Here is a 22743-nt window from a genome sequence, read left to right as displayed (position 1 = left end):
GGCAGGATTGATCTATGAGTCACCAGCCATTCACCGCAGCAGCACTTCGCGGTGCCGTCGACCTGTCATCGCTCAAGCGTCCGGCCCAGCCGGCTGGCCCCGCATCCGGCGCGGCCTCCACCTCCGCGGACGGTGCTGGCCTCGTCATCGAGGGCACTGACGCCTCGATCCGTGACGTCATCGCGGCGTCCGACCGGCACCCCGTCGTCATGGTGCTGTGGTCGCCGCGGCTCCAGGAGTCGGCCGACTTCGTCACGACCTTCGGTGCGGTGGCCCGCCGCTACGCGGGCCGCTTCCAGCTCGTCACCGTCGACGTCGACGCGAACCCCACGATCCTGCAGGCCTTCCAGGTCCAGGCCGTGCCGGTGAGCTTCGCCTTCGTGCAGAGCCAACCCGTGCCGCTGTTCGAGGGCGCGCAGCCTGAGGCCCAGGTCACGGCCGTCATCGACCAGGTGCTCCAGCTCGCGGCGCAGCACGGGGTCACCGGCACCGTCACGGTCGGGGACGAGGCCGAGGCACCGGCCGACGAGGCCGAGCAGGAGCAGCCGCTGCCGCCACTGCACCAGAAGGCCTTCGACGCCATCGAGGCGGGCGACCTCGACGGGGCCGCCTCGGCCTACCGCGAGGCCCTCGCGCAGAGCCCTGCCGACACGGACGCCAAGCTGGGCCTCGCCCAGGTCGGGCTCATGCAGCGCACCCAGGGGGCCGACCTCCAGGCCGCCCGTGCCGCTGCGGCCGCCGCACCGACCGACGTCGACGCGCAGATCCTCGTCGCCGACCTCGACCTGCTCGGTGGTCACGTCGAGGACGCCTTCATGCGGCTCATCGACACGGTGCGCGTCACGGCCGACGCCGACCGCAACAAGGCGCGGGAGCACCTCGTCGAGCTCTTCGAGGTCATCGGCGTGACCGACGAGCGCGTCGCGAAGGCACGCAAGTCCCTGATGAGCGCCCTCTTCTGAGGGTCCGGACACGAAGCGGGTCATCCTCCACGTCGGAGGGTGGCCCGCGGTGCTGTGTGGGTGCCGTCGCGTGCCCGGCGGTGTCAGGTGGCCGACGTGGCGACGAGCGCGTCGGCCAGCCGGGTGACGACGTCGTCGGCCGTGGCATCGACCGGGTCAGTGCCGTCGACCCACAGGCCCCAGTGCGGCGTGGTGGGGTCGGCGCCGTCACGGACGACGACCACGTGGACCGGCTCGGGCTCCACGAGGTCGAGGAAGTCCTCGAGCCGGTCACCGAGCGCGTCCTCGGCGACGACCGCGTCGAGGCCCTCGAGCTGGTAGGTCTCGGCCACGGCCAGGGCCGCTGACCAGCGCAGCAGCCGACTCCGCAGCTGTTCCGACGTCGGCGGCTCGTCCCACCCGGGGACGGCGCCGCCCGTGACGGCCGCCTCGAGTGCCGCACCGTCGACGACGACGGCCCGTTGGAGACGAGCAGCCACGGCCGACGCCAGGGCGGCCCGAGCGTCGGCGCGGACCGCCGTCACGAGCACCAGCCGGCCCCGCGGACCAGACTCGTCGAGCTCGCTCATCCGCCGAGGGCCGCCGACACGACGTCCTTCGCCTCGGCCTGCACGCGGGCGAGGTGCTCGGCGCCCTGGAAGGACTCGGCGTAGATCTTGTAGACGTCCTCGGTGCCCGACGGGCGTGCGGCGAACCACGCGCTCTCGGTCGTCACCTTGAGACCGCCGATCTTGGCGCCGTTGCCCGGGGCCTCGGTCAGCTTGCCTGTGATCGGCTCTCCCGCAAGGGTCTCCGCCGTCACGTCGCTGGGGGAGAGGGCCCCGAGCTTGGCCTTCTCCTCACGCGACGCCGCCGCGTCGATGCGGGCGTATGCCGGGTCGCCGTGTCGCGCTGTCAGCTCGGCGTAGTGCTGGCTGGGCGTCCTGCCGGTCGCGGCGAGGATCTCGGACGCCAGGAGGGCGAGCAGGATGCCGTCCTTGTCGGTGGACCAGACCGTGCCGTCCTGGCGCAGGAAGCTCGCTCCGGCGGACTCCTCCCCGCCGAACCCGACCGAGCCGTCGAGCAGCCCGGGCACGAACCACTTGAAGCCCACGGGGACCTCCAGGAGCGTACGACCGAGGTCGGAGGCGACGCGGTCGATCATCGAGGAGGACACGAGGGTCTTGCCGATGGCGGTCGTCGCGGGCCAACCCGGTCGGGCCCCGCCGTAGAGGTACTGGATGGCCACGGCGAGGTAGTGGTTGGGGTTCATCAGGCCGGCGTCGGGCGTGACGATGCCGTGCCGGTCGGCGTCGGCGTCGTTGCCCGTCGAGATGTCGTAGGCGTCCTTGGCGTGGATGAGCGAAGCCATCGCGGACGGCGAGCTGCAGTCCATCCGGATCTTGCCGTCCCAGTCGAGGGTCATGAAGGCCCACTGCGGGTCGACGCGCGGGTTGACGACGGTGAGGTCGAGCCCGTGACGCTCGCCGATCTCGCCCCAGTAGGCGACGGACGCGCCACCCAGGGGGTCGGCTCCGATGCGCACGCCGGCCTCGCGGACCCGGGCGAGGTCGACGACGTTCGGCAGGTCGTCGACGTAGGTGCCCATGAAGTCGTAGGAACCGGCCTCGCCGCGGGCCTGCTCGAAGGCCACGCGGCGGACCTCGCGCAGCCCACCGCGGATGAGGTCGTTGGCGCGCTCGGCGATGACCGACGTCGCGTCGGTGTCGGCCGGGCCGCCGTGCGGCGGGTTGTACTTGAAGCCGCCGTCGGCCGGCGGGTTGTGCGACGGCGTGACGACGATGCCGTCGGCCAGTCCGGTGGCGCCCGAGGCCTTGCCGCGGTTGGCGCGGAGGATGGCGTGCGAGACGGCCGGGGTCGGGGTGAACCCGTCGCGGTCGTCGACGAGCACCTGCACACCGTTGGCCACGAGTACCTCGAGCGCCGAGCGCCAGGCGGGCTCGGACAGCGCGTGCGTGTCGCGGCCGATGAAGAGGGGCCCGTCGAAACCCTGCGAGACGCGGTAGTCGACGATGGCCTGCGTCGTGGCGAGGATGTGGTCCTCGTTGAAGGCCGTGCGCAGGCTCGACCCGCGGTGTCCCGACGTGCCGAACGCGACCTGCTGGTCGGGGTCGTCGACGTCGGGGTGACGGTCATAGTAGGCCCCGACGAGGGCGTCGACGTCGACGAGGTCCTCGGCCTGTGCGGGCTGACCGGCGCGCGGGTGGGTCATGAGGGGTCTCCGTTCGGGGTCGGGTCGGCGTCGCTGCTCGCGAGGGTCCCGGAGACGACGGCCGGGACGGAGGGCTCGTCGACGGGGACGAGCCAGACGGTTGACAGGCGCGGGACGGTGAGGTCGGCGGCATACGGCTGCTGGTGCCAGGCCTCCTCGCGCGCCTCGACGACGGTGCCGGTGCTGCTCGGGGCGTCGGGGTGGTAGCCGGCCGTGTCGAGGACGACCGTCCACCGCCCGCCGCGCGGCAGCCCGATGCGGTAGGACTGCTGCGTCTCGCCGCTGAAGTTCATGACGCACGCCACGACCGGGGCGTCGGTCGCTCGGTCGCCCGTGCCGAAGCGCAGCCACGAGAACGTGTTGTGGGCTGCGTCGTCGGCCTCGAGCCACTCGAAGCCCGAGCGGTCGGAGTCGAGCTCCCACAGCGCCCGGTTGCCGCGGTAGATGCCGTTGAGGTCCTTGACGAGGTTGTGCACGCGGTAGTGCAGCGGCTGCTCGAGCAACCACCAGTCGAGGCTGCGGCCCTCGGACCACTCGGACTCCTGGCCGAACTCGCAGCCCATGAAGAGCAGCTGCTTGCCGGGGTGGCACCAGAGGTAGGCGAGGAAGGCGCGAAGGGTCGCGACCTGCTCCTCGCGCGGGCCCCGCGACTTGCGCAGCAGCGAGCCCTTGCCGTGGACGACCTCGTCGTGGCTGATCGGCAGCACGAAGTTCTCGTCGAAGGCGTACATCAGGGAGAACGTGAGCTTGCCGTGGTGGTAGCTGCGGTAGATCGGCTCCTCGCCGAGGTACTTCAGCGAGTCGTTCATCCAGCCCATGTTCCACTTGAAGCCGAAGCCGAGACCGCCCTCGTTGGTCGGCTTCGTGACCCCGGGCCACGTCGTCGACTCCTCGGCGATCGTGACGATCCCGCCGACCCGCTTGTAGGCGGTGCCGTTCGTCTCCTTGAGCAGCTCGACGGCCTCGAGGTTCTCGCGCCCGCCGTCCTTGTTGGGCACCCAGGCCCCGGCGTCGCGGGCGTAGTCGAGGTAGAGCATCGACGCCACGCCGTCGACGCGGAGGCCGTCGAGGTGGAACTCCTCGAGCCAGTAGATGGCGTTGGCGACGAGGAAGTTGCGCACCTCGGGCCGGCCGTAGTCGAAGATGTTGGAGCCCCACTCGGGGTGCCAGCCCTTGCGGGGGTCCGGGTGCTCGTAGAGCGGCAGGCCGTCGAAGCGGGCGAGGGCCCACTCGTCGGTGGCGAAGTGCCCGGGCACCCAGTCGAGCAGGACCCCGATGCCGGCCCGGTGCAGCTCGTCGACGAGGAAGCGGAAGTCGTCGGGGCGGCCCCAGCGCGAGCTCGGGGCGTAGTAGCCGGTCACGTGGTAGCCCCACGACGGGACGTACGGGTGCTCCATGACGGGCAGGAACTCGACGTGAGTGAAGCCGAGGTCGCGCACGTAGTTGACGAGGTGCTCGGCGAGACCGCGGTAGCCGAGCTCCTGGCGCCACGAGCCGAGGTGGACCTCGTAGATGCTCATCGGCCCCTGGTGGGCGTTGCTCGTGCGGCGGCGCTCCATCCAGTCGTCGTCGCGCCAGTCGTAGTGGGTCTCGGTGACGATGGCCGCCTGCTTGGGCGCGACCTCCGTCATCCGCGCCATCGGGTCGCTCTTGAGCCGGACGAGCTCGTCGGGCCCGCGCACCGCGAACTGGTAGTTCATCCCCTCCTGGGCGCCGGGCAGGAAGAGCTCCCAGATGCCGCTCTCGCCGAGCGCCCGCATCGGGTGCGAGCGGCGGTCCCAGTCGTTGAAGTCGCCGATGACGTGGACGGCCTTGGCACGCGGCGCCCACACCGCGAACGACACGCCCCAGACGTCGCCGAGCGGGCCGGGGTAGTGGCGCACGTGCGCGCCGAGGACGGTCCACAGCTGCTCGTGGCGGCCCTCGTTGATGAGGTGGCGGTCGATCTCGCCGAGGGTCGGGGCGAAGCGGTAGGGGTCGTCCTGCTCGTGCTCCACGCCGTCGCCGTACTCGACGAGGAGGCGGTAGTCGTGGGTCGTGCCGAAGTCGGGCGAGGTCATCGACCAGATGCCGTCGCGGACGTGCTGCAGCTCGACCCGCTCGCCCGAGTCGAGACGGGCGCCGACCCGGGTCGCGAACGGGCGGTAGGCGGTGATCGTCAGGCCGCCGGGCCCGACGTGGTGTCCGAGCAGGTCGTGCGGCTGGCCGTTGCGGCCCTGGAGGAAGGCCGTGATGGCGGCGTCGTCGAGGGAGGGACCGTGGGCGGTCTCGGTGGTCATGGCGTGCCTTCCTCGGTGGTGAGTCGCTCGACGGCGCCGAGCGGGATCGGCAGCCACGAGGGCCGGTTGCGGGCCTCGTAGACGACCTCGTAGAGCGCCTTGTCGAGCTCGAGCGCGCGGGTCAGTGCCTGCGCGTCGGCGTCGAGTGCCCCTGCGACGGCGGCGTACCCGTCGAGGAAGGCGGCTCGGCAGGCTGCCGCCCAGGCGGTCGCGTCGACCGGTGACTCGGCCAGCGCCACCGAGCCCGCGGCGTAGTCGAAGGAGCGGAGCATGCCTGCGACGTCACGCGCCGTGAGGTCGGGGAGTACGCGTTCGGCGAGCGGGCGCAGCGGCTCACCCTCGAAGTCGAGGGCCACCCACCCGCGCTCGGGCACGTCGAGGACCTGGCCGAGGTGGTAGTCGCCGTGGATCCGCTGCAGCGACGGCCAGTGCACGTCGCGCACGGACGCGACGACGCGCTCGACGGCGCCCGAGCGGGAGGCGAGGTCGGGCACGAGGGCCACGGCGGCGGCATACCGCTGGCGCATCGACGCGACGACGGCCGCGCGCGCCTCGGGCGTCACCTCGTGCGTGCCGAGAGCGTGGGCGAGCGCCATGTGGATCTGGGCGGTGACGACGCCGAGGTCTCGGGCCCGGTCGGTGAAGTCCGTGCCCGACGCGGCGGCGACGAGTGCGACCCGCCACGCGTCCTCGACCCCGGGGATGAACTCCTGCGCGAAGGCGAGGTGCCCGTGCATCGTCGGGCCACCGGCCGGGGCGTCCCAGGCACCCGACAGGTGGCCGATGGCCATCGGGACACGGTCGGAGCCCTCCTCCGTCAGGGCGGACTGCACGACGACGTCGGGGTTGTCGCCGTCCTGGAGGGTGCGGAAGACCTTGACGATGACCGGCTCGGCCGGGCCGCCGTCAGGAGCGGTCATGCGGCAGATGACCGACGTGTTGGACTGCTCGCCGCTGAGCACCGTCGACGACGACACCGAGCCGTCGGCGTGGCCGGTCGAGGAGCCGGTGGCGAGCGCGTTGCTGCCGACCGAGGCCTGCGCCTCGTCGGAGGCGCCGCCGCCGAGGATCGTCGCCATGAGCTGGCCGACGTAGACCGGGTCGTGGGGTCCGTCGTAGACCCACCGTGTGCCGAGGACGCTGTGCTCCATCGTGCCGAGCAGCGCGTGCTCGGCGCCCTCCAGCGGGGCCGAACGGTAGGTGAGGGGCACCTGGTAGACCACGGCCGGGGCCACGGCCTCGTCGGCGAGGAGCAGCGTCTCGCAGCCCACCTCGCCCTCGGGGTCCTCGAAGCGGAACCCGCCGACGCGGCGCAGCTGCGGGACGTGGCCCTTGCCGTGGTACCACCGCTGGTGCGGCATCCACTCGGTGACCATCTCGGTCTTGGTCGGCACGATCGACGCGCCCTTGTGCACGATGGCCATCAGCCGCGGTCCTCCCCGCCCCGCACGCGGAGCCAGAAGAAGTCGCGCGAGCCGAGCGTCAGGGTGACCCGTCCGTCGCTCGCCACCCACGGGAAGCCGCTGCCGCCGAAGAGGTCGATGAGCTCGCGGCCGGCGAGCTCCTCCGGCAGCTGGATCGTCGCGGCCTGGGGGCGGCTCGAGAGGTTGTTGACGCAGAGCACGGCCTCGCCGGGCTCGTTGCCGTCGGCCTCCAGGGTGCGCGTGAACGCGAGGATGGACTCGTTGTCGGCCTCGACGACGGTGAAGTCGCCGAGCCCGAAGACCGGATGCCGTCCGCGGATCTGGAGCATCCCGCGCACCCAGTGCAGGAGCGAGGCCGAAGAGGCCATCTGCGCCTCGACGTTGATGTTGTTGTAGTGGTAGACGAGGCTGCTGATGACGGGCAGGTAGAGCTTGCCCGGGTCGACGCTCGAGAAGCCGGCGTTGCGGTCGGGGGTCCACTGCATCGGCGTGCGCACCGCGTCGCGGTCGGTGAGCCAGATGTTGTCGCCCATGCCGATCTCGTCGCCGTAGTAGAGGCACGGCGACCCCGGCAGCGAGAGGATCAGCGCGTGGATGAGCTCGATCTCGGGCCGTGAGTTGTCGAGCAGGGGAGCGAGCCGCCGGCGGATGCCGACGTTCGCACGCATCCGGGGGTCGGGGGCGTACCAGCCGTACATCGCGGCGCGCTCCTCGGGCGTCACCATCTCGAGCGTCAGCTCGTCGTGGTTGCGCAGGAACGTGCCCCACTGCGTGCCTGAGGGGATGGCCGGCGTGTCTGCGAGCACGTCGATGATCGGGGCGGCGGTCTCCTCGCGCAGCGAGTAGTAGAGCCGGGGCATGACCGGGAAGTGGAAGCACATCTGGCACTCCGGCGCCTCCTCGGTGCCGAAGTAGTCGACGACCTCGGCGGGCGGTTGGTTGGCCTCCGCGAGCAGGATCCGGCCGGGGTACTCGGCGTCGACCATGGCGCGCAGCTTGGCGAGGAACTCGTGCGTCCTCGGGAGGTTCTCGCAGTTCGTGCCCTCCTCCTCGAAGAGGTAGGGGACCGCGTCGAGACGGAAGCCGTCGATCCCGAGGTCCATCCAGAAGCGCACGATGTCGAACATCGCCTCCTGCACGGCCTCGTTCTCGAAGTTGAGGTCGGGCTGGTGGCTGAAGAAGCGGTGCCAGAAGAACTGTCGCCGCACCGGGTCGAAGGTCCAGTTCGACACCTCGGTGTCGACGAAGATGATGCGGGCGTCGTCGTAGCCGTCGTCGGTGTCGGACCAGACGTAGAAGTCGCCGTAGGGCCCGTCGGGCTCGGCACGGCTCGCCTGGAACCACGGGTGCTGGTCGCTCGTGTGGTTCATGACGAAGTCGGTGACGATGCGGATGCCGCGGGCGTGGGCCTGCGAGACGAGCTCGGTGAACTCCGGCAGCGTGCCGAACTCGGGCAGGACCGCCTTGTAGTCGGCGATGTCGTAGCCGCCGTCGCGCAGCGGAGACGCGTAGAAGGGCGGCAGCCAGAGGCAGTCGACCCCGAGCCACTGGAGGTAGTCGAGCCGGTTGATGAGACCGGTGAAGTCACCGGCGCCGGAGCCCTTCGAGTCGGCGAAGGCCCGGACGAGCACCTCGTAGAAGACTGCCTTCTTGAACCACTGCGGGTCGTGCTTGAGGCCGGGCTGGGACAGGTTGAGGCCCTGCATGCGTCAGTGGCTCCTCACGTGGATGATGTGGACGGGTTCGGAGTCGGGACCGAGCCGCACGAAGTTGTCCTGCCGCCACTCCCACGTCTGGTTCGTGATGTGGTCGTGCGCGTCGAACGTCGACCACGTGGCCATACCCAGTGCCTCCATGTCGAGGTGCACCCACGTCTCACGCGTGGCGTGCGGGTCGAGGTTGGCGATCACGAGGACGGTGTCGCGCTCGCCCGTGGCCCGGTCGACGACACGGGACTTGCTGAAGACCAGGACGTTCTCGTCGTCAGCCGCGTGGAAGCGCAGGTTGCGCAGCCAGTGCAGCGCGGGGTGCCAGCCGCGGATGTCGTTGAGCCGCTTGAGGTACCAGGCGAGCGAGCGGCTCTCGAGGGGGCCGCCCGGCTCGTAGAGGTACCACTGGCGGTCCTTGTACTCGTACTTCTCGTTGTCGAGCTGCTCCTCCGCCCCGGGACGCGCCACGTGCTCCATGAGCTCGTAGCCGGCGTAGATGCCGTAGGTCGGGGCCATCGTCGCGGCGACCGCGGCGCGCAGCTTCCACGCGGTCGGGCCGCCGTACTGCATGTAGGGGGTGAGGATGTCGTGCGTCGTCGGCCAGAAGGCCGGGCGCATGTACGCCGACCCGGTGTCCTCTCCCGCGAGCTCGGTGCCGTACTCCTCGAGCTCCCACTTCGCGTTGCGCCACGCGTAGTAGGTGTAGCTCTGTTGGAAGCCGGCCTTGGCGAGGTGGTGCATCATCGCCGGCTTGGTGAAGGCCTCGGACAGCCAGATGGTGTCGGGGTGGTCCTGCGCGACATCGGCGATCAGCCACTGCCAGAAGGCGACCGGCTTGGTGTGGGGGTTGTCGACGCGGAAGATGCGGACGCCGTGGTCGAGCCACACCTGGATGACCCGGCGCACCTCGGCGTAGGACCCGGCCGGGTCGTTGTCGAAGTTGAGCGGGTAGATGTCCTGGTACTTCTTCGGCGGGTTCTCGGCGTAGGCGATGGTGCCGTCGGCCCGCGTCGTGAAGAGGTCGGGGTGCGTCTGGACCCACGGGTGGTCGGGGGAGGCCTGCAACGCGATGTCGAGGGCCACCTCCATGCCGAGCCGTCGCGTCTCGGCGACGAAGTGGTCGAAGTCCTCGAACGTGCCGAGGTCGGGGTGGATCGCGTCGTGCCCGCCGTCGGGCGAGCCGATGGCATAAGGGGATCCGGGGTCGCCGGGCTGGGCCGTGAGGGTGTTGTTGCGGCCCTTGCGGGCCGTCGTCCCGATCGGGTGGATCGGCGTCAGGTAGACGACGTCGAAGCCCATGTCGGCGATGGCGGGCAGCCGCTCGGCCGCGGACCGGAACGTGCCCGACACCCACTCGCCGGTCTTCTCGTCGCGGTGGGCGCCCTCGGACCGGGGGAAGATCTCGTACCAGGCGCCGTAGAGCGCGCGCTCGCGCTCGACGAGCAGGGAGTATGCCGGTGACGCCGACACGAACTCCCGCAGCGGCACGAGGGCGGCGAGGCCGGCGATCTCCGGCGAGGTCGCCGCGCCGAAGCGGTGCGCGGCTGGGGCCCGGTTGTCGCCCAGGGCGACGACCCCCTTGTCGATCTCGGCGGCGTCGACGCCGAGGCCGCGGACGGCCGCGGCGAAGCGCTCGAGGACGCGGACGCCCTCGGCGCACATGAGGTCCTCGTCGACGCCGGCGGCGATCTTGATGCCGGCGTCGTGCACCCAGGTCGCGTAGGGGTCGGACCAGCCCTCGACGCGGTAGGTCCACCAGCCCTCGCGGTCGGCGACGACGGTGGCGGCCCACTCGGAGAGGCCGGGGTTGACGCTGTGCATGGCGAAGTAGTGGTCGGTGCCGTCGGGGTCGGTGAGCACGGCCGTCGCGTTGACGGCGTCGTGGCCCTCGCGGAAGACCTTGGCCCGGACGGTGAACTCCTCGCCGACGACCGACTTGGCCGGGCGGGTCCCGCCGTCGACGAGCGGACGCACGTCGCTCACGGGGATGCGTCCCATCGGGAGCGCGTCACCCGGCATGCCCTCGACGGTCGGCGGGGCGCTCACGGGGTGGTCGGGGGCGAGGTGGACGGCTCCTGCCTCGGTGTCGTCGACGAACGCGGTGTCTGCGGTCGGGGTGGCATCGTCGCGTCGTGGTGCTTGGGGGGCGGCGCTGCGCACACGGTTCGGCTTGCTGGAACGGGGCTTCTTCGCTGAGCCAGTCACGTGATCGACCGTATCGAAGTTGCAGCGTTTGGCCCATGACGCGCCGAGGCCCCGTCCGATGGGTGAAACCCCGCTGCAAGGGTTGCAAGAAGCCGTCATCGCGACCCCTATGCTGTCCCCTTGTGAAGGCCATCCGTCGCTTCAGCGTCCGTACCGTCCTGCCGAGCCGCATCGAGGGACTCGGCGTCCTCGCGAGCAACCTGCGCTGGTCCTGGCACCCGCCGACCCGCGACCTGTTCGAGAGCATCAGCGCCCGCAAGTGGGCCCAGGCCGGTGAGGACCCCGTCAAGCTCCTCTCCCGCCTGTCCTCCGACGAGCTGGCCGCGCTGGCCGCCGACGACGAGTTCGTCGGCAGCGTCGTGGCCGCCAACGAGGACCTGCACCACTACCTCTCCGACGAGCGTTGGTACCAGTCGTGGAGCCGCGAGCAGGAGGCCGCCGGCAAGGCCGCCCCGGCCGCGATCGCGTACTTCAGCCCGGAGTTCGGCATCACGTCCGTGCTGCCGCAGTACTCCGGCGGCCTCGGCATCCTCGCCGGCGACCACCTCAAGACCGCGTCGGACCTCGGCGTGCCGATCGTCGGCGTCGGGCTCTTCTACAAGACCGGCTACTTCAAGCAGTCGCTCAACCGCGACGGGTGGCAGGTCGAGACCTACCCGGTCCTCGACCCCGACGGCCTCCCGCTGTCGCTGCTGCGCGAGGAGGACGGCACGCCCGCCGTCGTCACGGTGAGCCTGCCCGCGGGCCGTCAGCTGCACGCCCACGTCTGGAAGGCGCAGGTCGGCCGCGTGCCCCTGCTGCTGCTCGACTCCGACGTGCCCGGCAACGACGAGCAGACCCGCAAGGTCACCGAGTCGCTCTACGGCGGCGGCGGCGACACCCGCCTCGAGCAGGAGCTGCTCCTCGGCATCGGTGGCGTTCGCGCCCTGCGTCTGTGGTCCCGCCTGTCCGGCGACCCGACGCCGGAGGTCTACCACACCAACGAGGGTCACGCCGGCTTCCTCGGCGTCGAGCGCATCACCGAGCTGGTCCGCGACCACGGCCTGACCTTCGACGAGGCCCTCGAAGCCGTGCGCGCGGCGACGGTCTTCACGACCCACACGCCCGTGCCCGCCGGCATCGACCGCTTCGACGCCGCGAAGATCAACCTCTTCTTCGGCGGCGCCAACGCCATCCCCGGCGTGCCGGTCGAGCGCCTGCTCGCCCTCGGCGCAGAGGACTACGAGGGCGGCCAGTCGGGCATCTTCAACATGGCTGTCATGGGCCTGCGTCTGGCGCAGCGCGCCAACGGTGTTTCCCAGCTGCACGGCGTCGTGAGCCGCGAGATGTTCGACGGCCTGTGGCCGGGCTTCGACGACGTCGAGGTCCCGATCTCCAGCATCACCAACGGTGTCCACGCCCCGACGTGGGTCGACCGGGCCGTCTACGACGTGGCCCGCAAGCACCTCGGCACGACCGACATCTCCGGCGAGAACGCCTGGGAGCGCATCGACGAGGTGCCCGCCGACGCCGTGTGGTCGACCAAGCGCGTCATGCGCGAGAAGCTCGTCGCCGACGCCCGACGACGCGTCAAGGCCTCGTGGCAGAAGCGTGGCGCGAGCGACGCCGAGCTCGGCTGGGTCGAGGACATCCTCGACCCCGACGTGCTGACGATCGGCTTCGCCCGGCGCGTGCCGACCTACAAGCGTCTGACCCTGATGCTGCGCGACCCCGAGCGCCTCAAGCGCCTCCTGCTCCACCCGGAGCGGCCGGTGCAGCTCGTCATCGCCGGCAAGTCGCACCCGGCCGACGAGACCGGCAAGCGCCTCATCCAGGAGATGGTCCGCTTTGCCGACGACCCCGAGGTGCGCCACCGCATCGTCTTCCTGCCCAACTACGACATCGCGATGGCCCAGCACCTCTACCCGGGCTGCGACGTCTGGCTCAACAACCCGTTGCGACCGTTCGAGGCGTGCGGCACGTCGGGCATGAAGGCGGCCCTCAACGGCGGCCTCAACCTCTCGATCCTCGACGGCTGGTGGGACGAGTGGTTCGACGGTCGCAACGGCTGGGCGATCCCGACCGCCGACGGCGTCGAGGACGCCGACCGGCGTGACGACATCGAGGCCTCGGCGCTCTACGACCTCATCGAGAACGACGTCGCCGCGAAGTTCTACGACCGGGACGCCGCGGGCCTGCCGCAGGGCTGGATCGACATGATGACCCACACCCTCAAGACGCTGGGCCCGAAGGTCCTCGCCAGCCGCATGGTGCAGGACTACACGGAGCAGCTCTACAGCCCCGCGGCCGGAGCCGGTCGCTCCGTGTCCGGGTCGGAGTTCGCCGGTGCCATTGACCTTGCTGCCTACAAGACGAAGATCCGCAGCGCCTGGCCCAAGGTCAAGGTCGAGCACGTCGAGCCCTCGGGCCTCTCGGACTCGCCGCAGATCGGCGACGTCCTCGACCTGCGCGCCTACGTCGCCCTCGACGGGCTCACCCCCGACGACGTCGAGGTGCAGCTCGTGCACGGACACGTCAACGACGTCGACGAGCTGTGGGGCATGGAGGTCGCCCCGCTCGCCCTCGTCGAGTCCTACGCCGACGGCCGGCACCAGTTCGCCGGCTCGCAGCCGCTGCGCCGCACCGGGTCGTTCGGCTACAGCGTCCGCGTCGTCCCGAAGCACCCCGGGCTCGCCGGCCCGGCCGAGCTCGGACTCGCGCGCAACGCCTGACGCTCGTCGACCGAGAGCCCGGACCCCGCTGGGGCCCGGGCTCTCGTCGTCCGAGGACGCATGCCGTGTGCCGGGGTCCCGACCTCAGCCGGCGGTCGAGCGCCAGACGCGCATCGACGCGGCCTCCATCGCGACCGCGGTGCCCGCGTCGGCTGCTCCGGCCGGGGTGGCGGGCCGATCCTGCGCGCTGTCCCAGAGCAGCTCGTAGGCCGTGGCACCCGGCGCCTTCGGCAGCGTGACCTCGGCCTTCTGGGCCGACCCGTTGACGACGATGAGCACCGACTGCTGCTCGAGTCGCGCACCGTCGTAGAGGGCCTGGAGGACGTGGGTGGAGGGGCCGTCCCAGCGGTCTCCCATGGGGTGCCCGTCGGACGCGAACCATGCGAGGTCGGTCGAGCCGTCCGCATGGATTTGCCGGCCGGAGAAGAATGCCCGCTGCCGGAGCACGGGGTGCTCGTGCCGAAGGCGGACGAGGTGCCGCGTCGTCTCGAGGAGGTCGTCCTGCCACGGCTCGAGGTCCCACGACATCCAGCTGATCTCGTTGTCCTGGGAGTAGGGGTTGTTGTTGCCGCGCTGGCTGCGACCCACCTCGTCGCCGGCGTTGAGCATCGGCACGCCGGTCGACAGCAGGAGCGTGCCGAGCAGGTTGCGGATCGACCGGCGTCGCGCTGCGGTGATGTCGGGGTCGTCGGTGCGACCCTCCACGCCGTGGTTCCACGACCGGTTGTCGTTGGACCCGTCGGCGCCGCTGTGGCCGTTGGCGCCGTTGTGCTTGGTGTCGTAGGTCGTGAGGTCGGCGAGCGTGAAGCCGTCGTGGGCCGTGACGAAGTTGACCGAGGCGATGGCGCCGCGGTCGTGGCGGTCGAAGAGGTCCTGTGACCCCGCCAGGCGGGTCGCCAGCTCGCGGACGCCGTGGCCGACCCCTCCCGACGCGGAGGCGGCGAGGTCGCGCAGCCAGAAGGTCCGGGTCGCGTCGCGGTAGCGGTCGTTCCACTCCGAGAACGGGGGCGGGAACTGGCCCGTGCGCCAGCCGTGGATGCCGAGGTCCCACGGCTCGGCGACGAGCTTGGCGCGGGACAGGACGGGGTCGGTGCGCAGGGCGACGAGGAAGGGGTGGTCGCGGTCGTAGCCGTCGTCCCTGCCGCGGCCCAGCGCGACGGCGAGGTCGAAGCGGAAGCCGTCGACGTGGCACTCCTGCACCCAGTACCGCAGCGAGTCGAGCACCATCTTGGCCACGACCGGGTGCGTGAGGTCGAGCGTGTTGCCGCACCCGGTGACGTCGATGTCGCGGCCGCGACCGTCGACGCGGTAGTACGCCCGCTGGTCGAGACCGCGCCACGACAGCGTCATCCCCTCGCGGGCGTTCTCGGCCGTGTGGTTGTAGACGACGTCGAGGAGCACCTCGATGCCGGCGGCGTGGAGGTCCTTGACCATCGTCTTGAACTCGTCGAGGGCGCCCTGCGGGTCGGCCGTCGACGCGTACGCAGCGTGCGGCGCGAAGAACCCGAGCGTGTTGTAGCCCCAATGGTTCGTCAGGCCGCGCAGCACGAGGTCGGGCTCGTGGGTGAACGTGTGGACCGGAAGGAGCTCGACCGCGGTGACCCCCAGTCCGAGCAGGTGGTCGACGAACGCGGGGTGGGCGAGGCCGGCATACGTCCCCCGGAGCTCCTCGGGGACGCCCGGGTGCAGCTGGGTGGCGTTCTTGACGTGGACCTCGTAGATCAGCGACTCGGTGAGTGAGCGCCTCGGGAAATCGTCTGCACCCCAGTCGAACTCGTCCTCGACGATGACGCAGCGAGGCAGGTGCGGGGCCGAGTCGCGGTCGTCGCGCACCCAGAGGTCACCGCGCAGGTCCGGGCCGACGTGATGGGCGTAGACGGCGGGGTCGAGGAGCACCCCGCCCTCGATGGCCCGGGCGTAGGGGTCGAGGAGCAGCTTGGCGGGGTTGTGCAGCAGGGACCGGTCCGGGTCCCAGTCGCCGTCGACGCGGAAGCCGTAGCGCTGCCCGGCCCCGACCCCGGGCACGGTGTCGAACCACGTGCCGTGCGCGCGATGCCGGAGCGGCACCCGGCGCTCGGTCTCGGTGCCGTCGGCGGCGGTGTCGAAGAGGCAGACCTCGACGGCCCTGGCGTGGCCGGCGTAGACGGAGAACTGGGCTCCTTCGGCGGTGAGCCGGACCCCGTGCTCGGGAGGCAGGTCTGGCGTCGCGGCAGGGGGCGGGCACATGTGTCTGAGCGTAGGGGGTGGCCGGTCGCACCCCCGGGCCGGATCGACCTCGTCGCGCAGGCTCGTTACGGTTGGCGCATGACCGATCCGACTTCGCTGCCCAACTTCATGCCGAGCGCGCCCGACGCCGGCCCCAACGGAGCCCCTGTCAGTGACGCGCCCGTGCGTGACCGCATCCTCGACGTGCTCAAGGGCCTCGGCATCGAGGCGAGCATCGACGGAGACGGCGACCTCGAGTTCGCCATCGTCGACGACCAGGGCACCAGCACGACCCTCTTCGCCCGCATCGCCGAGGGCGACCTCGCCCTCGTCCGCTTCTTCGGCCAGTGGCAGCTCGCCGAGCCCGTCTCGTCCGACCGCAACGAGCGCCTCGCCCGCTGCAACGACCTGACGATGCAGCTCAACATCGTCAAGCTCTCCCTCGTCCAGGAGAGCCTCGTTGTCTCGGCCGAGCACGTCGTGACCCCGAACGCCGACCTCGACATCCTCGTGCCGCTGTCGGTCAACCACATCCTCCAGAGCGTCGGCTTCTTCTTCCAGTCCTGGCTGCCGATGGACGACGCGCCCGCTCCCGGCGACGCCTGATGGGTGAGTTCGTCCGGCTCGAGGTCGAGGACGGCGTCGGCACGATCCGTCTCGACCGGCCGAAGATGAACGCCCTCAACGTCCAGGTCCAGGAGGAGATCCGCGAGGCCGCCGCCGAGGCGACCGCGCGCACTGACGTCAAGGCGGTCATCGTCTACGGCGGTGAGCGGGTCTTCGCCGCCGGGGCGGACATCAAGGAGATGCAGACGATGTCGTACACCGACATGGTCGAGCGCTCTGGTCCGCTCATGAGCTCGATCAGCGCCGTGGCGCGCATCCCCAAGCCGGTCATCGCCGCGATCACCGGGTATGCGCTCGGTGGAGGCTGCGAGCTGGCGCTCGCGTGCGATTTCCGGGTCGTCGCCGACGACGCGAAGCTCGGCCAGCCCGAGATCCTCCTCGGCATCATCCCGGGCGCCGGCGGCACGCAGCGCCTCTCGCGTCTCGTCGGAGCCTCGCGCGCCAAGGAGATCATCTTCAGCGGCCGCTTCGTCGACGCCCAGGAGGCGCTCGCCATCGGCCTCGCCGACAAGGTCGTGCCGGCCGCCGACGTCTACACCGCCTCGCGTGAGTGGGCCTCGACCTTCGTCGGCGCCGCGTCGTATGCCGTCCGCGCCGCCAAGGAGGCCATCGACCGTGGTCTCGAGGTCGACCTCGAGACCGGGCTGGAGATCGAGCGCCTGCTCTTCGCCTCCCTCTTCGCGACGAAGGACCGGGAGATCGGCATGTCCTCGTTCGTCGAGCACGGCCCGGGCAAGGCGCAGTTCGAGGGTCGATGACCCTCACCCGTACGCCGCTCGAGGCGGACCCGCGGCGCCCGTGCCGGTGGGTCCGCCTCGGGCATCTCCGGGAGCTCGGGAGGAACTTGCCGTGACCGCTGTGCCGGGCCGCGGTCCGCTCGACGTCCTCGTCGTCTACGTCCCCGTCGGCGACACCGATGCAGTGCTCCGGGCGCTCTTCGCCGCCGGGGCCGGGGCGGTCGGCGACTATCGCGAGTGCGCCTTCGTCGCCCGCGGCACGGGACAGTTCCGGCCGGTCGAGGGCGCGACCCCGACGATCGGAGTCGTCGGGGATCTCGAGAAGGTCGCCGAGAACCGCGTCGAGCTCGTCCTCGAGCGGCGGCTGCGGGCCGACGTCGTCGCCGCGCTCCGGGCCGCGCATCCCTACGAGGAGCCGGCCTTCCACGTCCTCGAGACCGCCGACGTCGACCCGGCCTGACCAGCGCCGGCCCCCGTCGCGGTGCTGCCCCCGACGGTTTGGGGGCCGTGGCGCGGTTCTGGTCGCGGCCGGGCCGGATCGGGGTCGGAACTGCGCCGTGGCGCGATCGCCTCAGGAGGTCTTGAAGCCGCCGTTGCTGAGGAGCAGCTGGCCGTTGATCCAGCCGCCCTGCTCCGAGAGCAGGAAGCGCACGAGGTCGGCCGTGTCGCGCGGCGTGCCGAGCCGGCCGGCCGGGGTGTCGGCGGTGCCGAGCGCCCGGATCCGGTCGTCCATCCAGCCCGTGTCGATCGGACCGGGGTTGATGACGTTGGCCCGCACCCCGCGGTCCGCCAGCTCGAGGGCCGCCGCGATGACGATGCGGTCGAGGGCACCCTTGCTCGAGCCGTAGGGCAGGTTGTGGGCCGTGTGGTCGCTCGTCAGGGCCACGACGTGAGCGGCCGCGGGTCCACCCGCCGCCTGCTCGGGGAGCCGCTCGGCGAACGCCCGGATGAGGAGCCACGTGGCGCGGGCGTTGACGGCGTAGTGCCGCTCCCAGCTCTCGAGCGAGGTCGTGAGGATCCCGCTGTCGACCGACTCGCAGTGCGACATGACGAGGCCGGTCACCGGTCCGAGTCGCTCCGTCGCCGTGGCGACGAGGGCCTCGGGGACGGCCGGGTCCGAGAGGTCGCCGGGCAGGAGCTCGACGCGGCTACCCAGGGCTCGGCACTCGTCGGCGACGGCCGCCGGGTCGTCGGTGCCGCGCTCGTAGCCCAGCCGCTCGTCGTAGGGCTGCCAGTGCCCGAGGGCGAGGTCCCAGCCGTCCGCGGCGAGTCCGAGGGCGAGCTCGGAGCCGATCGAGCGACGCCTGCCGACCCCGGTGACGAGGGCGACCCGGGGGCGCGTGGACGGGACGGGGGAGGCGGACGACATGGCGCCCATCCTCCGCAGTTCGGACAACCCTCGACAACCGGTTTTGCCTCGTCCCAGCCCTGCCGGCAGGCCCGCCGCGTGCGCGCGGACGACAGGGGACGGCATACCCCAGGGGTCTGGTGGTGAGCGTCACGCCAGAGCCGTGCGGACTGAGCGGGCGCTCAGTGAGAGGATGGACGGCAGTGCCGGAGCGACCTCCGGCAGTTCCATGAGCACCACCACCAGCAACGGAAGAGGACGTTCACCCATGAACATCGTCGTCTGTGTCAAGTACGTGCCGGACGCCCAGGCCGAGCGCACGTTCAACGCATCTGACAACACGACCGACCGCGAGAACGTCGACGGCCTGCTGTCGGAGCTCGACGAGTACGCGGTCGAGGAGGCCCTCAAGATCGTCGAGGCCGGCGAGGGTGAGGTCACCGTCCTGACGGTGGGCCCCGACGCCGCCGCCGACGCCATCAAGAAGGCTCTGCAGATGGGCGCCGACAAGGGTGTGCACGTCAACGACGACGCCATCCACGGCTCCGACGCCATCGCGACCTCGCTCGTCCTCGCCGAGGCCATCAAGAAGATCGGGGACGTCGACCTCGTCGTCACCGGCATGGCCTCGACCGACGGCACCATGGGTGTCGTGCCCGCGATGCTCGCCGAGCGGCTCGGCCTGCCGGCCGTGACGTTCGCGTCCGAGCTGACCGTCGAGGGCACCACGGCGACGATCCGCCGCGACGGCGACGCCTCCACCCAGACGATCACGGCCACGCTGCCGGCCCTCGTGTCGGTCACCGACCAGATCAACGAGCCGCGCTACCCCTCGTTCAAGGGGATCATGGCCGCGAAGAAGAAGCCCGTCGAGCAGTGGAGCCTCGCCGACCTCGGCGTGGACGCCGCGCAGGTCGGCCTCGACGCCGCGTGGACGAAGGTCGAGTCCTTCGCCGCCCGCCCGCCGCGCTCCCAGGGCGAGATCGTCGCCGACGAGGGCGACGGCGGCAGCAAGCTCGCCGCGTTCCTCACCGAGCGCAAGTTCGTCTGACCTGCCCCTGACCTTCCCAGCCAGCAAAGGAGATCCGCACCATGGCTGAAGTACTCGTGCTCGTCGACCACGTCGAGGGCAAGGTCCGCAAGACCACGTCCGAGCTGCTGACGATCGCCCGCCGCCTCGGCGAGCCGTCCGCCGTCTTCGTCGGCCCCGGTTTCGATGCCGCCAAGGAGACCCTCGCCCGCTTCGGCGCCGAGAAGATCTACCGCGTCGAGTCGCCCGAGGTGCTCGAGCACCTCGTCGTCCCCCAGGCCGAGCTGCTCGCCCAGCTCGTCTCCTCGACGTCCCCGGCCGCGGTCCTCGTGCCGTCCTCGCCGGAGGGCAAGGAGATCGCCGCCCGCCTCGCCGTCAAGACCGAGTCGGGCCTCATCACCGACGCCGTCGACGTCCAGGCCACTGCTGACGGCAGCGGTGGCGTCGCGACGACGCAGTCGGTCTTCGCCGGCTCCTACACCGTGTCGGCCACCGTGACGAAGGGCACGCCCATCGTCGCCGTGAAGCCCAACTCGGCCACCCCCGAGGAGGTCGCGGGTGCGGCCGCCGACGAGGTCGTCAGCTTCAGCCCGTCCGACGCCGCCAAGGGCGCGAAGATCACCGAGTCCAAGCCGAAGCAGGCCACCGGCCGCCCCGAGCTGACCGAGGCCGCCATCGTCGTCTCCGGTGGACGTGGCACCGGCGGCGACTTCTCCAAGGTCGAGGACTTCGCCGACTCGCTCGGTGCCGCCGTCGGTGCCTCGCGTGCCGCGGTCGACGCCGGGTGGTACCCCCACACGTCGCAGGTCGGCCAGACCGGCAAGCAGGTGAGCCCGCAGCTCTACGTCGCGTGCGGCATCTCCGGTGCCATCCAGCACCGCGCCGGCATGCAGACGTCCAAGACGATCGTGGCCGTCAACAAGGACAACGAGGCCCCGATCTTCGAGCTCGTCGACTTCGGCGTGGTGGGCGACCTCTTCAACGTCCTCCCGCAGGCGACCGAGGCGATCACGGCCGCCAAGGACTGACCGCCCCGTCGGGCCGAGTGCCCGACGCCGCTCGGCGGCGGCCCCCGACCGCGAAGGTCGGGGGCCGCCGTCGTGCGAGCACGAGGCCGACCCTCAGGCCGCCTCGGAGTCGAGGTCGACCCGAGACGACAGCCGGATCCAGCTCTCGAGCCGCTGCCGGTTGAAGGCGTATGCCGAACGCCCCGTCCCGAGGGTCCACCACCCACCGCGCAGCGCCTCCGACGGCAGGCGCACCGGTCGGCCCGCCCCGTGACGCCACTCGAGCCGTCCGCTCGACGACACGCGCCGTACGTCGCGCCGGTCGATCGTCGTCGTCATGAGGGTGTTGTGCACGCGCAGGCGCTTCGTCCCGAGGTCGATGCGGGCCGACCACGCCCGCCAGGCGAGGGCGAGCGCGAGGGCCAGGCACACGGCATACGTCATCGTCGCGGGCAGCGACGGGACGAGGCGCACGAGCAGGCGCGCCACGAAGTAGCCGATGGCAGGAGAGGCCAGGGCCGCGACGGCCCGGTGGCCGGTGGGCGCGCGCAGCCGGCTGCCGCCGGTGCCCTCGTGCCTGCCACCCATGGGGCCGATCATAGGCAGACCGGCCCCACGGGTGGGGTGGACGGGTGATGCGTGTGGTGCTGGGTGCCCCCGGCGTCAGGGACGGATCGCGGTGGCCGCCGCCACGACGTCGACGAGGCCGTGACCCTTGTCGAACGACGTCGTGCCGTTGCCGGCCGGATCGCTGACGTAGGCGGCTCCGTCGGCGTACTTCGAGGCCGTCGACTTGATGGCGGCCTCGACCTGGGCCGGCGTCGCGCTCGGGTTGGCCTGGAAGAGCTGGGCGACGATGCCCGAGATGTGCGGCGTCGCCATCGAGGTGCCGCTGATCGTGTTGTAGTCGCCGTTGTTGCGCGGGTCGCCGCCCGTCGTGCAGATCGGCAGGTAGATGCGGCACGACGACGTGATGCCCTCACCCGGCGCCGAGATGTCGGGGTAGGTGGCGAACTGGCCCGAGCGGCCGCGCGAGCTGAAGTCGCTGACCGTGCCGCCCCGGGTGCCGGTGTCCTGGTCGTTGTACGACGCGACGGAGATGATGCCGCCCGTCGGGTCCTGGCCGGGAGGGTTGGAGAGGTTGGCGGACCCGTCGCCGCCGTCGTTGCCGTTGGCCCAGACCGAGACGACGCCCTCGCCGACGAGCGCGCGCTGGAGCTTGACCGTCGCCGAGTTCGGGTCGAACTCGCCGCCGCCCGTCGGTCCGTAGGAGTTGCTCGTGACCTTGATCGGCGGGCAGGTGCTGGCCGGGACGCCCGCGCCGCAGGGCGCGGCGTGATGCTCGAGGACCCAGTTGAGCGCCGAGTCGGCGCCGACGATGAGCAGCACGGCGCCGGTGCTCAGGCTGACGATGCTCGCGCCGGGGGCGGCCCCGTGCATCTTCGTGCCGTCGGACAGGGTGACGTCGCGCCCGGCGACGATGCCGGAGACGTGCATGCCGTGACCGCCTGCGGCGAGCAGGTCGGTGTTGAGGCTGGCGGCGTCGACGGGCTGGCAGGGGAGCAGCTCGAGCGGATCGCACACCATCTTGAGGTTCTTGACGACGGCAGAGGTGCCGTCGGCGTTCTGGAGGAACGGGTGCGTCGGGTCGACGCCGGAGTCGATGACGGCCACGCTGACACCGGAGCCGTCGAGGGCCGTGCCGTTCGCCCCCGTGAGGGTCGCCCGGGCCTCGGAGCCGCGGGTGGCGGTGTTGGACGTCGACAGGAACATGTCGATGGGCTGGTTGCCCTCGACGTACGTGACGCCGGGGACGGAGCGCACGGCGTCGATCTGCACGGGGAGCCCGGCCGCGACGACGACACCGATCTTGTCGTAGGTGTCGCGGACCGTGAGCCCGGACGCGGCGGCGGCCCGGCGTGCGGCCCCGATGTCCGTCGCGTGGACGAGCACCGTCGTCGGCGTGACGGCGGACAGGGTCGACCAGTGCTGCGCGAGCCACGTCGACAGCGGTGCGCGGGCCTGGCCGGTGCCCAGCAGGCCGGCAGCGACGCCGGACGGCGCGGACTGCGGACCGGACGAGGCCGGCGCCGCGGCGGCGGCGGTGGTCGAGGTCAGGGCGGTGGCTGCTGCCAGGGTGACCGCTCCGAGACGGAGGCGGCGTGAGGCGGTCAATCGCATGAGATCCCTCTCTGCTGGGCCACCCCACGTCAGTGGAGGGTGGCGACGTGACTGGCCAACGAGGGGGCGCGGTGTGAGGTTACGCACGGGTAGCCGGCGGGACGGC

At 71.4% G+C, this 22743-nt stretch carries 17 protein-coding genes; 7 read left to right on the top strand and 10 right to left on the bottom strand.

Annotated elements, in window-relative coordinates:
- Nucleotides 1–14: 14 nt before the first annotated feature.
- Nucleotides 15–962, top strand: coding sequence for a co-chaperone YbbN (locus AB4Z14_RS09310; protein ID WP_442274962.1), 948 nt, complete (start codon nt 15–17; stop codon nt 960–962).
- 83 nt (nt 963–1045) lie between these two features.
- Here AB4Z14_RS09310 and AB4Z14_RS09305 read toward each other — a convergent pair whose 3' ends face one another.
- The 6 genes from AB4Z14_RS09305 to AB4Z14_RS09280 are packed head-to-tail and all read right to left on the bottom strand — an operon-like array spanning nt 1046 to nt 10605.
- Nucleotides 1046–1531 carry a hypothetical protein gene (locus tag AB4Z14_RS09305; RefSeq protein WP_442274961.1) on the bottom strand — a complete coding sequence of 162 codons (486 nt, stop codon included), beginning with the start codon at nt 1529–1531 and terminating at the stop codon, nt 1046–1048.
- The gene (gene pgm / locus AB4Z14_RS09300) at nt 1528–3174 is read right to left on the bottom strand and encodes a phosphoglucomutase (alpha-D-glucose-1,6-bisphosphate-dependent) (protein ID WP_442274960.1); all 1647 of its coding nucleotides are present in this window, start codon (nt 3172–3174) and stop codon (nt 1528–1530) included. Before pgm ends, AB4Z14_RS09305 begins: the two co-directional genes overlap by 4 nt.
- Nucleotides 3171–5453 carry a 1,4-alpha-glucan branching protein GlgB gene (gene glgB / locus AB4Z14_RS09295; RefSeq protein ID WP_056770381.1) on the bottom strand — a complete coding sequence of 761 codons (2283 nt, stop codon included), beginning with the start codon at nt 5451–5453 and terminating at the stop codon, nt 3171–3173. Before glgB ends, pgm begins: the two co-directional genes overlap by 4 nt.
- Nucleotides 5450–6877: a maltokinase N-terminal cap-like domain-containing protein gene (locus AB4Z14_RS09290; RefSeq protein WP_442274959.1), complete on the bottom strand. Its 1428-nt coding sequence runs from the start codon at nt 6875–6877 to the stop codon at nt 5450–5452. The genes glgB and AB4Z14_RS09290 overlap by 4 nt, the downstream gene beginning before the upstream one ends.
- On the bottom strand, nt 6877–8583 hold the full coding sequence (treS, locus tag AB4Z14_RS09285; RefSeq protein ID WP_056770373.1) for a maltose alpha-D-glucosyltransferase: 1707 nt from the start codon (nt 8581–8583) through the stop codon (nt 6877–6879). Before treS ends, AB4Z14_RS09290 begins: the two co-directional genes overlap by 1 nt.
- 3 nt (nt 8584–8586) lie before the next feature.
- Entirely contained in the window at nt 8587–10605 is a 2019-nt protein-coding gene (locus AB4Z14_RS09280) for an alpha-1,4-glucan--maltose-1-phosphate maltosyltransferase (RefSeq protein ID WP_442275373.1), read from the bottom strand.
- A 308-nt stretch (nt 10606–10913) separates the two neighbouring features.
- On the opposite strand from AB4Z14_RS09280, the gene glgP reads away from it, so the two are divergent.
- On the top strand, nt 10914–13502 hold the full coding sequence (gene glgP, locus AB4Z14_RS09275) for an alpha-glucan family phosphorylase (RefSeq protein ID WP_442274958.1): 2589 nt from the start codon (nt 10914–10916) through the stop codon (nt 13500–13502).
- An 84-nt stretch (nt 13503–13586) separates the two neighbouring features.
- Here glgP and glgX read toward each other — a convergent pair whose 3' ends face one another.
- Nucleotides 13587–15728 (bottom strand): glycogen debranching protein GlgX, encoded by a 2142-nt coding sequence (gene glgX, locus AB4Z14_RS09270; RefSeq protein WP_442274957.1) that lies wholly within the window; start codon nt 15726–15728, stop codon nt 13587–13589.
- Nucleotides 15729–15806: 78 nt separating this feature from the next.
- Here glgX and AB4Z14_RS09265 point away from each other — a divergent pair, with 78 nt between their 5' ends.
- The 3 genes from AB4Z14_RS09265 (at nt 15807) to AB4Z14_RS09255 (ending at nt 17531) form a co-directional block, all read left to right on the top strand.
- Nucleotides 15807–16313, top strand: a complete 507-nt coding sequence (locus tag AB4Z14_RS09265; protein WP_020142900.1) for a YbjN domain-containing protein — start codon at nt 15807–15809, stop codon at nt 16311–16313.
- The gene (locus tag AB4Z14_RS09260) at nt 16313–17092 is read left to right on the top strand and encodes an enoyl-CoA hydratase/isomerase family protein (RefSeq protein WP_020142899.1); all 780 of its coding nucleotides are present in this window, start codon (nt 16313–16315) and stop codon (nt 17090–17092) included. Before AB4Z14_RS09265 ends, AB4Z14_RS09260 begins: the two co-directional genes overlap by 1 nt.
- 91 nt (nt 17093–17183) lie before the next feature.
- Nucleotides 17184–17531 carry a hypothetical protein gene (locus AB4Z14_RS09255; RefSeq protein ID WP_442274956.1) on the top strand — a complete coding sequence of 116 codons (348 nt, stop codon included), beginning with the start codon at nt 17184–17186 and terminating at the stop codon, nt 17529–17531.
- Nucleotides 17532–17642: 111 nt separating this feature from the next.
- Here AB4Z14_RS09255 and AB4Z14_RS09250 read toward each other — a convergent pair whose 3' ends face one another.
- Nucleotides 17643–18440, bottom strand: a complete 798-nt coding sequence (locus tag AB4Z14_RS09250; RefSeq protein ID WP_442274955.1) for an SDR family oxidoreductase — start codon at nt 18438–18440, stop codon at nt 17643–17645.
- Nucleotides 18441–18687: 247 nt separating this feature from the next.
- Here AB4Z14_RS09250 and AB4Z14_RS09245 point away from each other — a divergent pair, with 247 nt between their 5' ends.
- Together AB4Z14_RS09245 and AB4Z14_RS09240 are read left to right on the top strand one after the other, a co-directional pair.
- On the top strand, nt 18688–19470 hold the full coding sequence (locus tag AB4Z14_RS09245) for an electron transfer flavoprotein subunit beta/FixA family protein (RefSeq protein ID WP_056770359.1): 783 nt from the start codon (nt 18688–18690) through the stop codon (nt 19468–19470).
- A 41-nt stretch (nt 19471–19511) separates the two neighbouring features.
- The gene (locus tag AB4Z14_RS09240) at nt 19512–20477 is read left to right on the top strand and encodes an electron transfer flavoprotein subunit alpha/FixB family protein (protein ID WP_442274954.1); all 966 of its coding nucleotides are present in this window, start codon (nt 19512–19514) and stop codon (nt 20475–20477) included.
- A 93-nt stretch (nt 20478–20570) separates the two neighbouring features.
- On the opposite strand, the gene AB4Z14_RS09235 is transcribed toward AB4Z14_RS09240, so the two are convergent.
- The gene (locus tag AB4Z14_RS09235; protein WP_442274953.1) at nt 20571–21044 is read right to left on the bottom strand and encodes a hypothetical protein; all 474 of its coding nucleotides are present in this window, start codon (nt 21042–21044) and stop codon (nt 20571–20573) included.
- Between the two features lie 75 nt (nt 21045–21119).
- The gene (locus AB4Z14_RS09230) at nt 21120–22637 is read right to left on the bottom strand and encodes a S8 family peptidase (protein WP_442274952.1); all 1518 of its coding nucleotides are present in this window, start codon (nt 22635–22637) and stop codon (nt 21120–21122) included.
- Nucleotides 22638–22743 lie beyond the last annotated feature (106 nt).

It is taken from the genome of Terrabacter sp. 2TAF16 (genome assembly GCF_052115065.1).
In the GTDB taxonomy this organism is placed as follows: domain Bacteria; phylum Actinomycetota; class Actinomycetes; order Actinomycetales; family Dermatophilaceae; genus Terrabacter.
The sequence above is the reverse complement of the archived record's forward strand: the minus strand, read 5'-3'. Positions and strand labels throughout refer to the sequence as shown.

Coding starts and splice junctions, on each gene's coding strand:
- glgX (WP_442274957.1), bottom strand. CDS start 15,728: ATGTGCCCGCCCCCTGCCGCGACGCCAGACCTGCCTCCCGAGCACGGG.
- AB4Z14_RS09310 (WP_442274962.1), top strand. CDS start 15: ATGAGTCACCAGCCATTCACCGCAGCAGCACTTCGCGGTGCCGTCGAC.
- pgm (WP_442274960.1), bottom strand. CDS start 3,174: ATGACCCACCCGCGCGCCGGTCAGCCCGCACAGGCCGAGGACCTCGTC.
- AB4Z14_RS09235 (WP_442274953.1), bottom strand. CDS start 21,044: ATGGGTGGCAGGCACGAGGGCACCGGCGGCAGCCGGCTGCGCGCGCCC.
- AB4Z14_RS09280 (WP_442275373.1), bottom strand. CDS start 10,605: ATGCCGGGTGACGCGCTCCCGATGGGACGCATCCCCGTGAGCGACGTG.
- AB4Z14_RS09305 (WP_442274961.1), bottom strand. CDS start 1,531: ATGAGCGAGCTCGACGAGTCTGGTCCGCGGGGCCGGCTGGTGCTCGTG.
- AB4Z14_RS09290 (WP_442274959.1), bottom strand. CDS start 6,877: ATGGCCATCGTGCACAAGGGCGCGTCGATCGTGCCGACCAAGACCGAG.
- glgB (WP_056770381.1), bottom strand. CDS start 5,453: ATGACCACCGAGACCGCCCACGGTCCCTCCCTCGACGACGCCGCCATC.
- AB4Z14_RS09265 (WP_020142900.1), top strand. CDS start 15,807: ATGACCGATCCGACTTCGCTGCCCAACTTCATGCCGAGCGCGCCCGAC.
- AB4Z14_RS09240 (WP_442274954.1), top strand. CDS start 19,512: ATGGCTGAAGTACTCGTGCTCGTCGACCACGTCGAGGGCAAGGTCCGC.
- AB4Z14_RS09230 (WP_442274952.1), bottom strand. CDS start 22,637: ATGCGATTGACCGCCTCACGCCGCCTCCGTCTCGGAGCGGTCACCCTG.
- AB4Z14_RS09245 (WP_056770359.1), top strand. CDS start 18,688: ATGAACATCGTCGTCTGTGTCAAGTACGTGCCGGACGCCCAGGCCGAG.
- AB4Z14_RS09260 (WP_020142899.1), top strand. CDS start 16,313: ATGGGTGAGTTCGTCCGGCTCGAGGTCGAGGACGGCGTCGGCACGATC.
- treS (WP_056770373.1), bottom strand. CDS start 8,583: ATGCAGGGCCTCAACCTGTCCCAGCCCGGCCTCAAGCACGACCCGCAG.
- AB4Z14_RS09250 (WP_442274955.1), bottom strand. CDS start 18,440: ATGTCGTCCGCCTCCCCCGTCCCGTCCACGCGCCCCCGGGTCGCCCTC.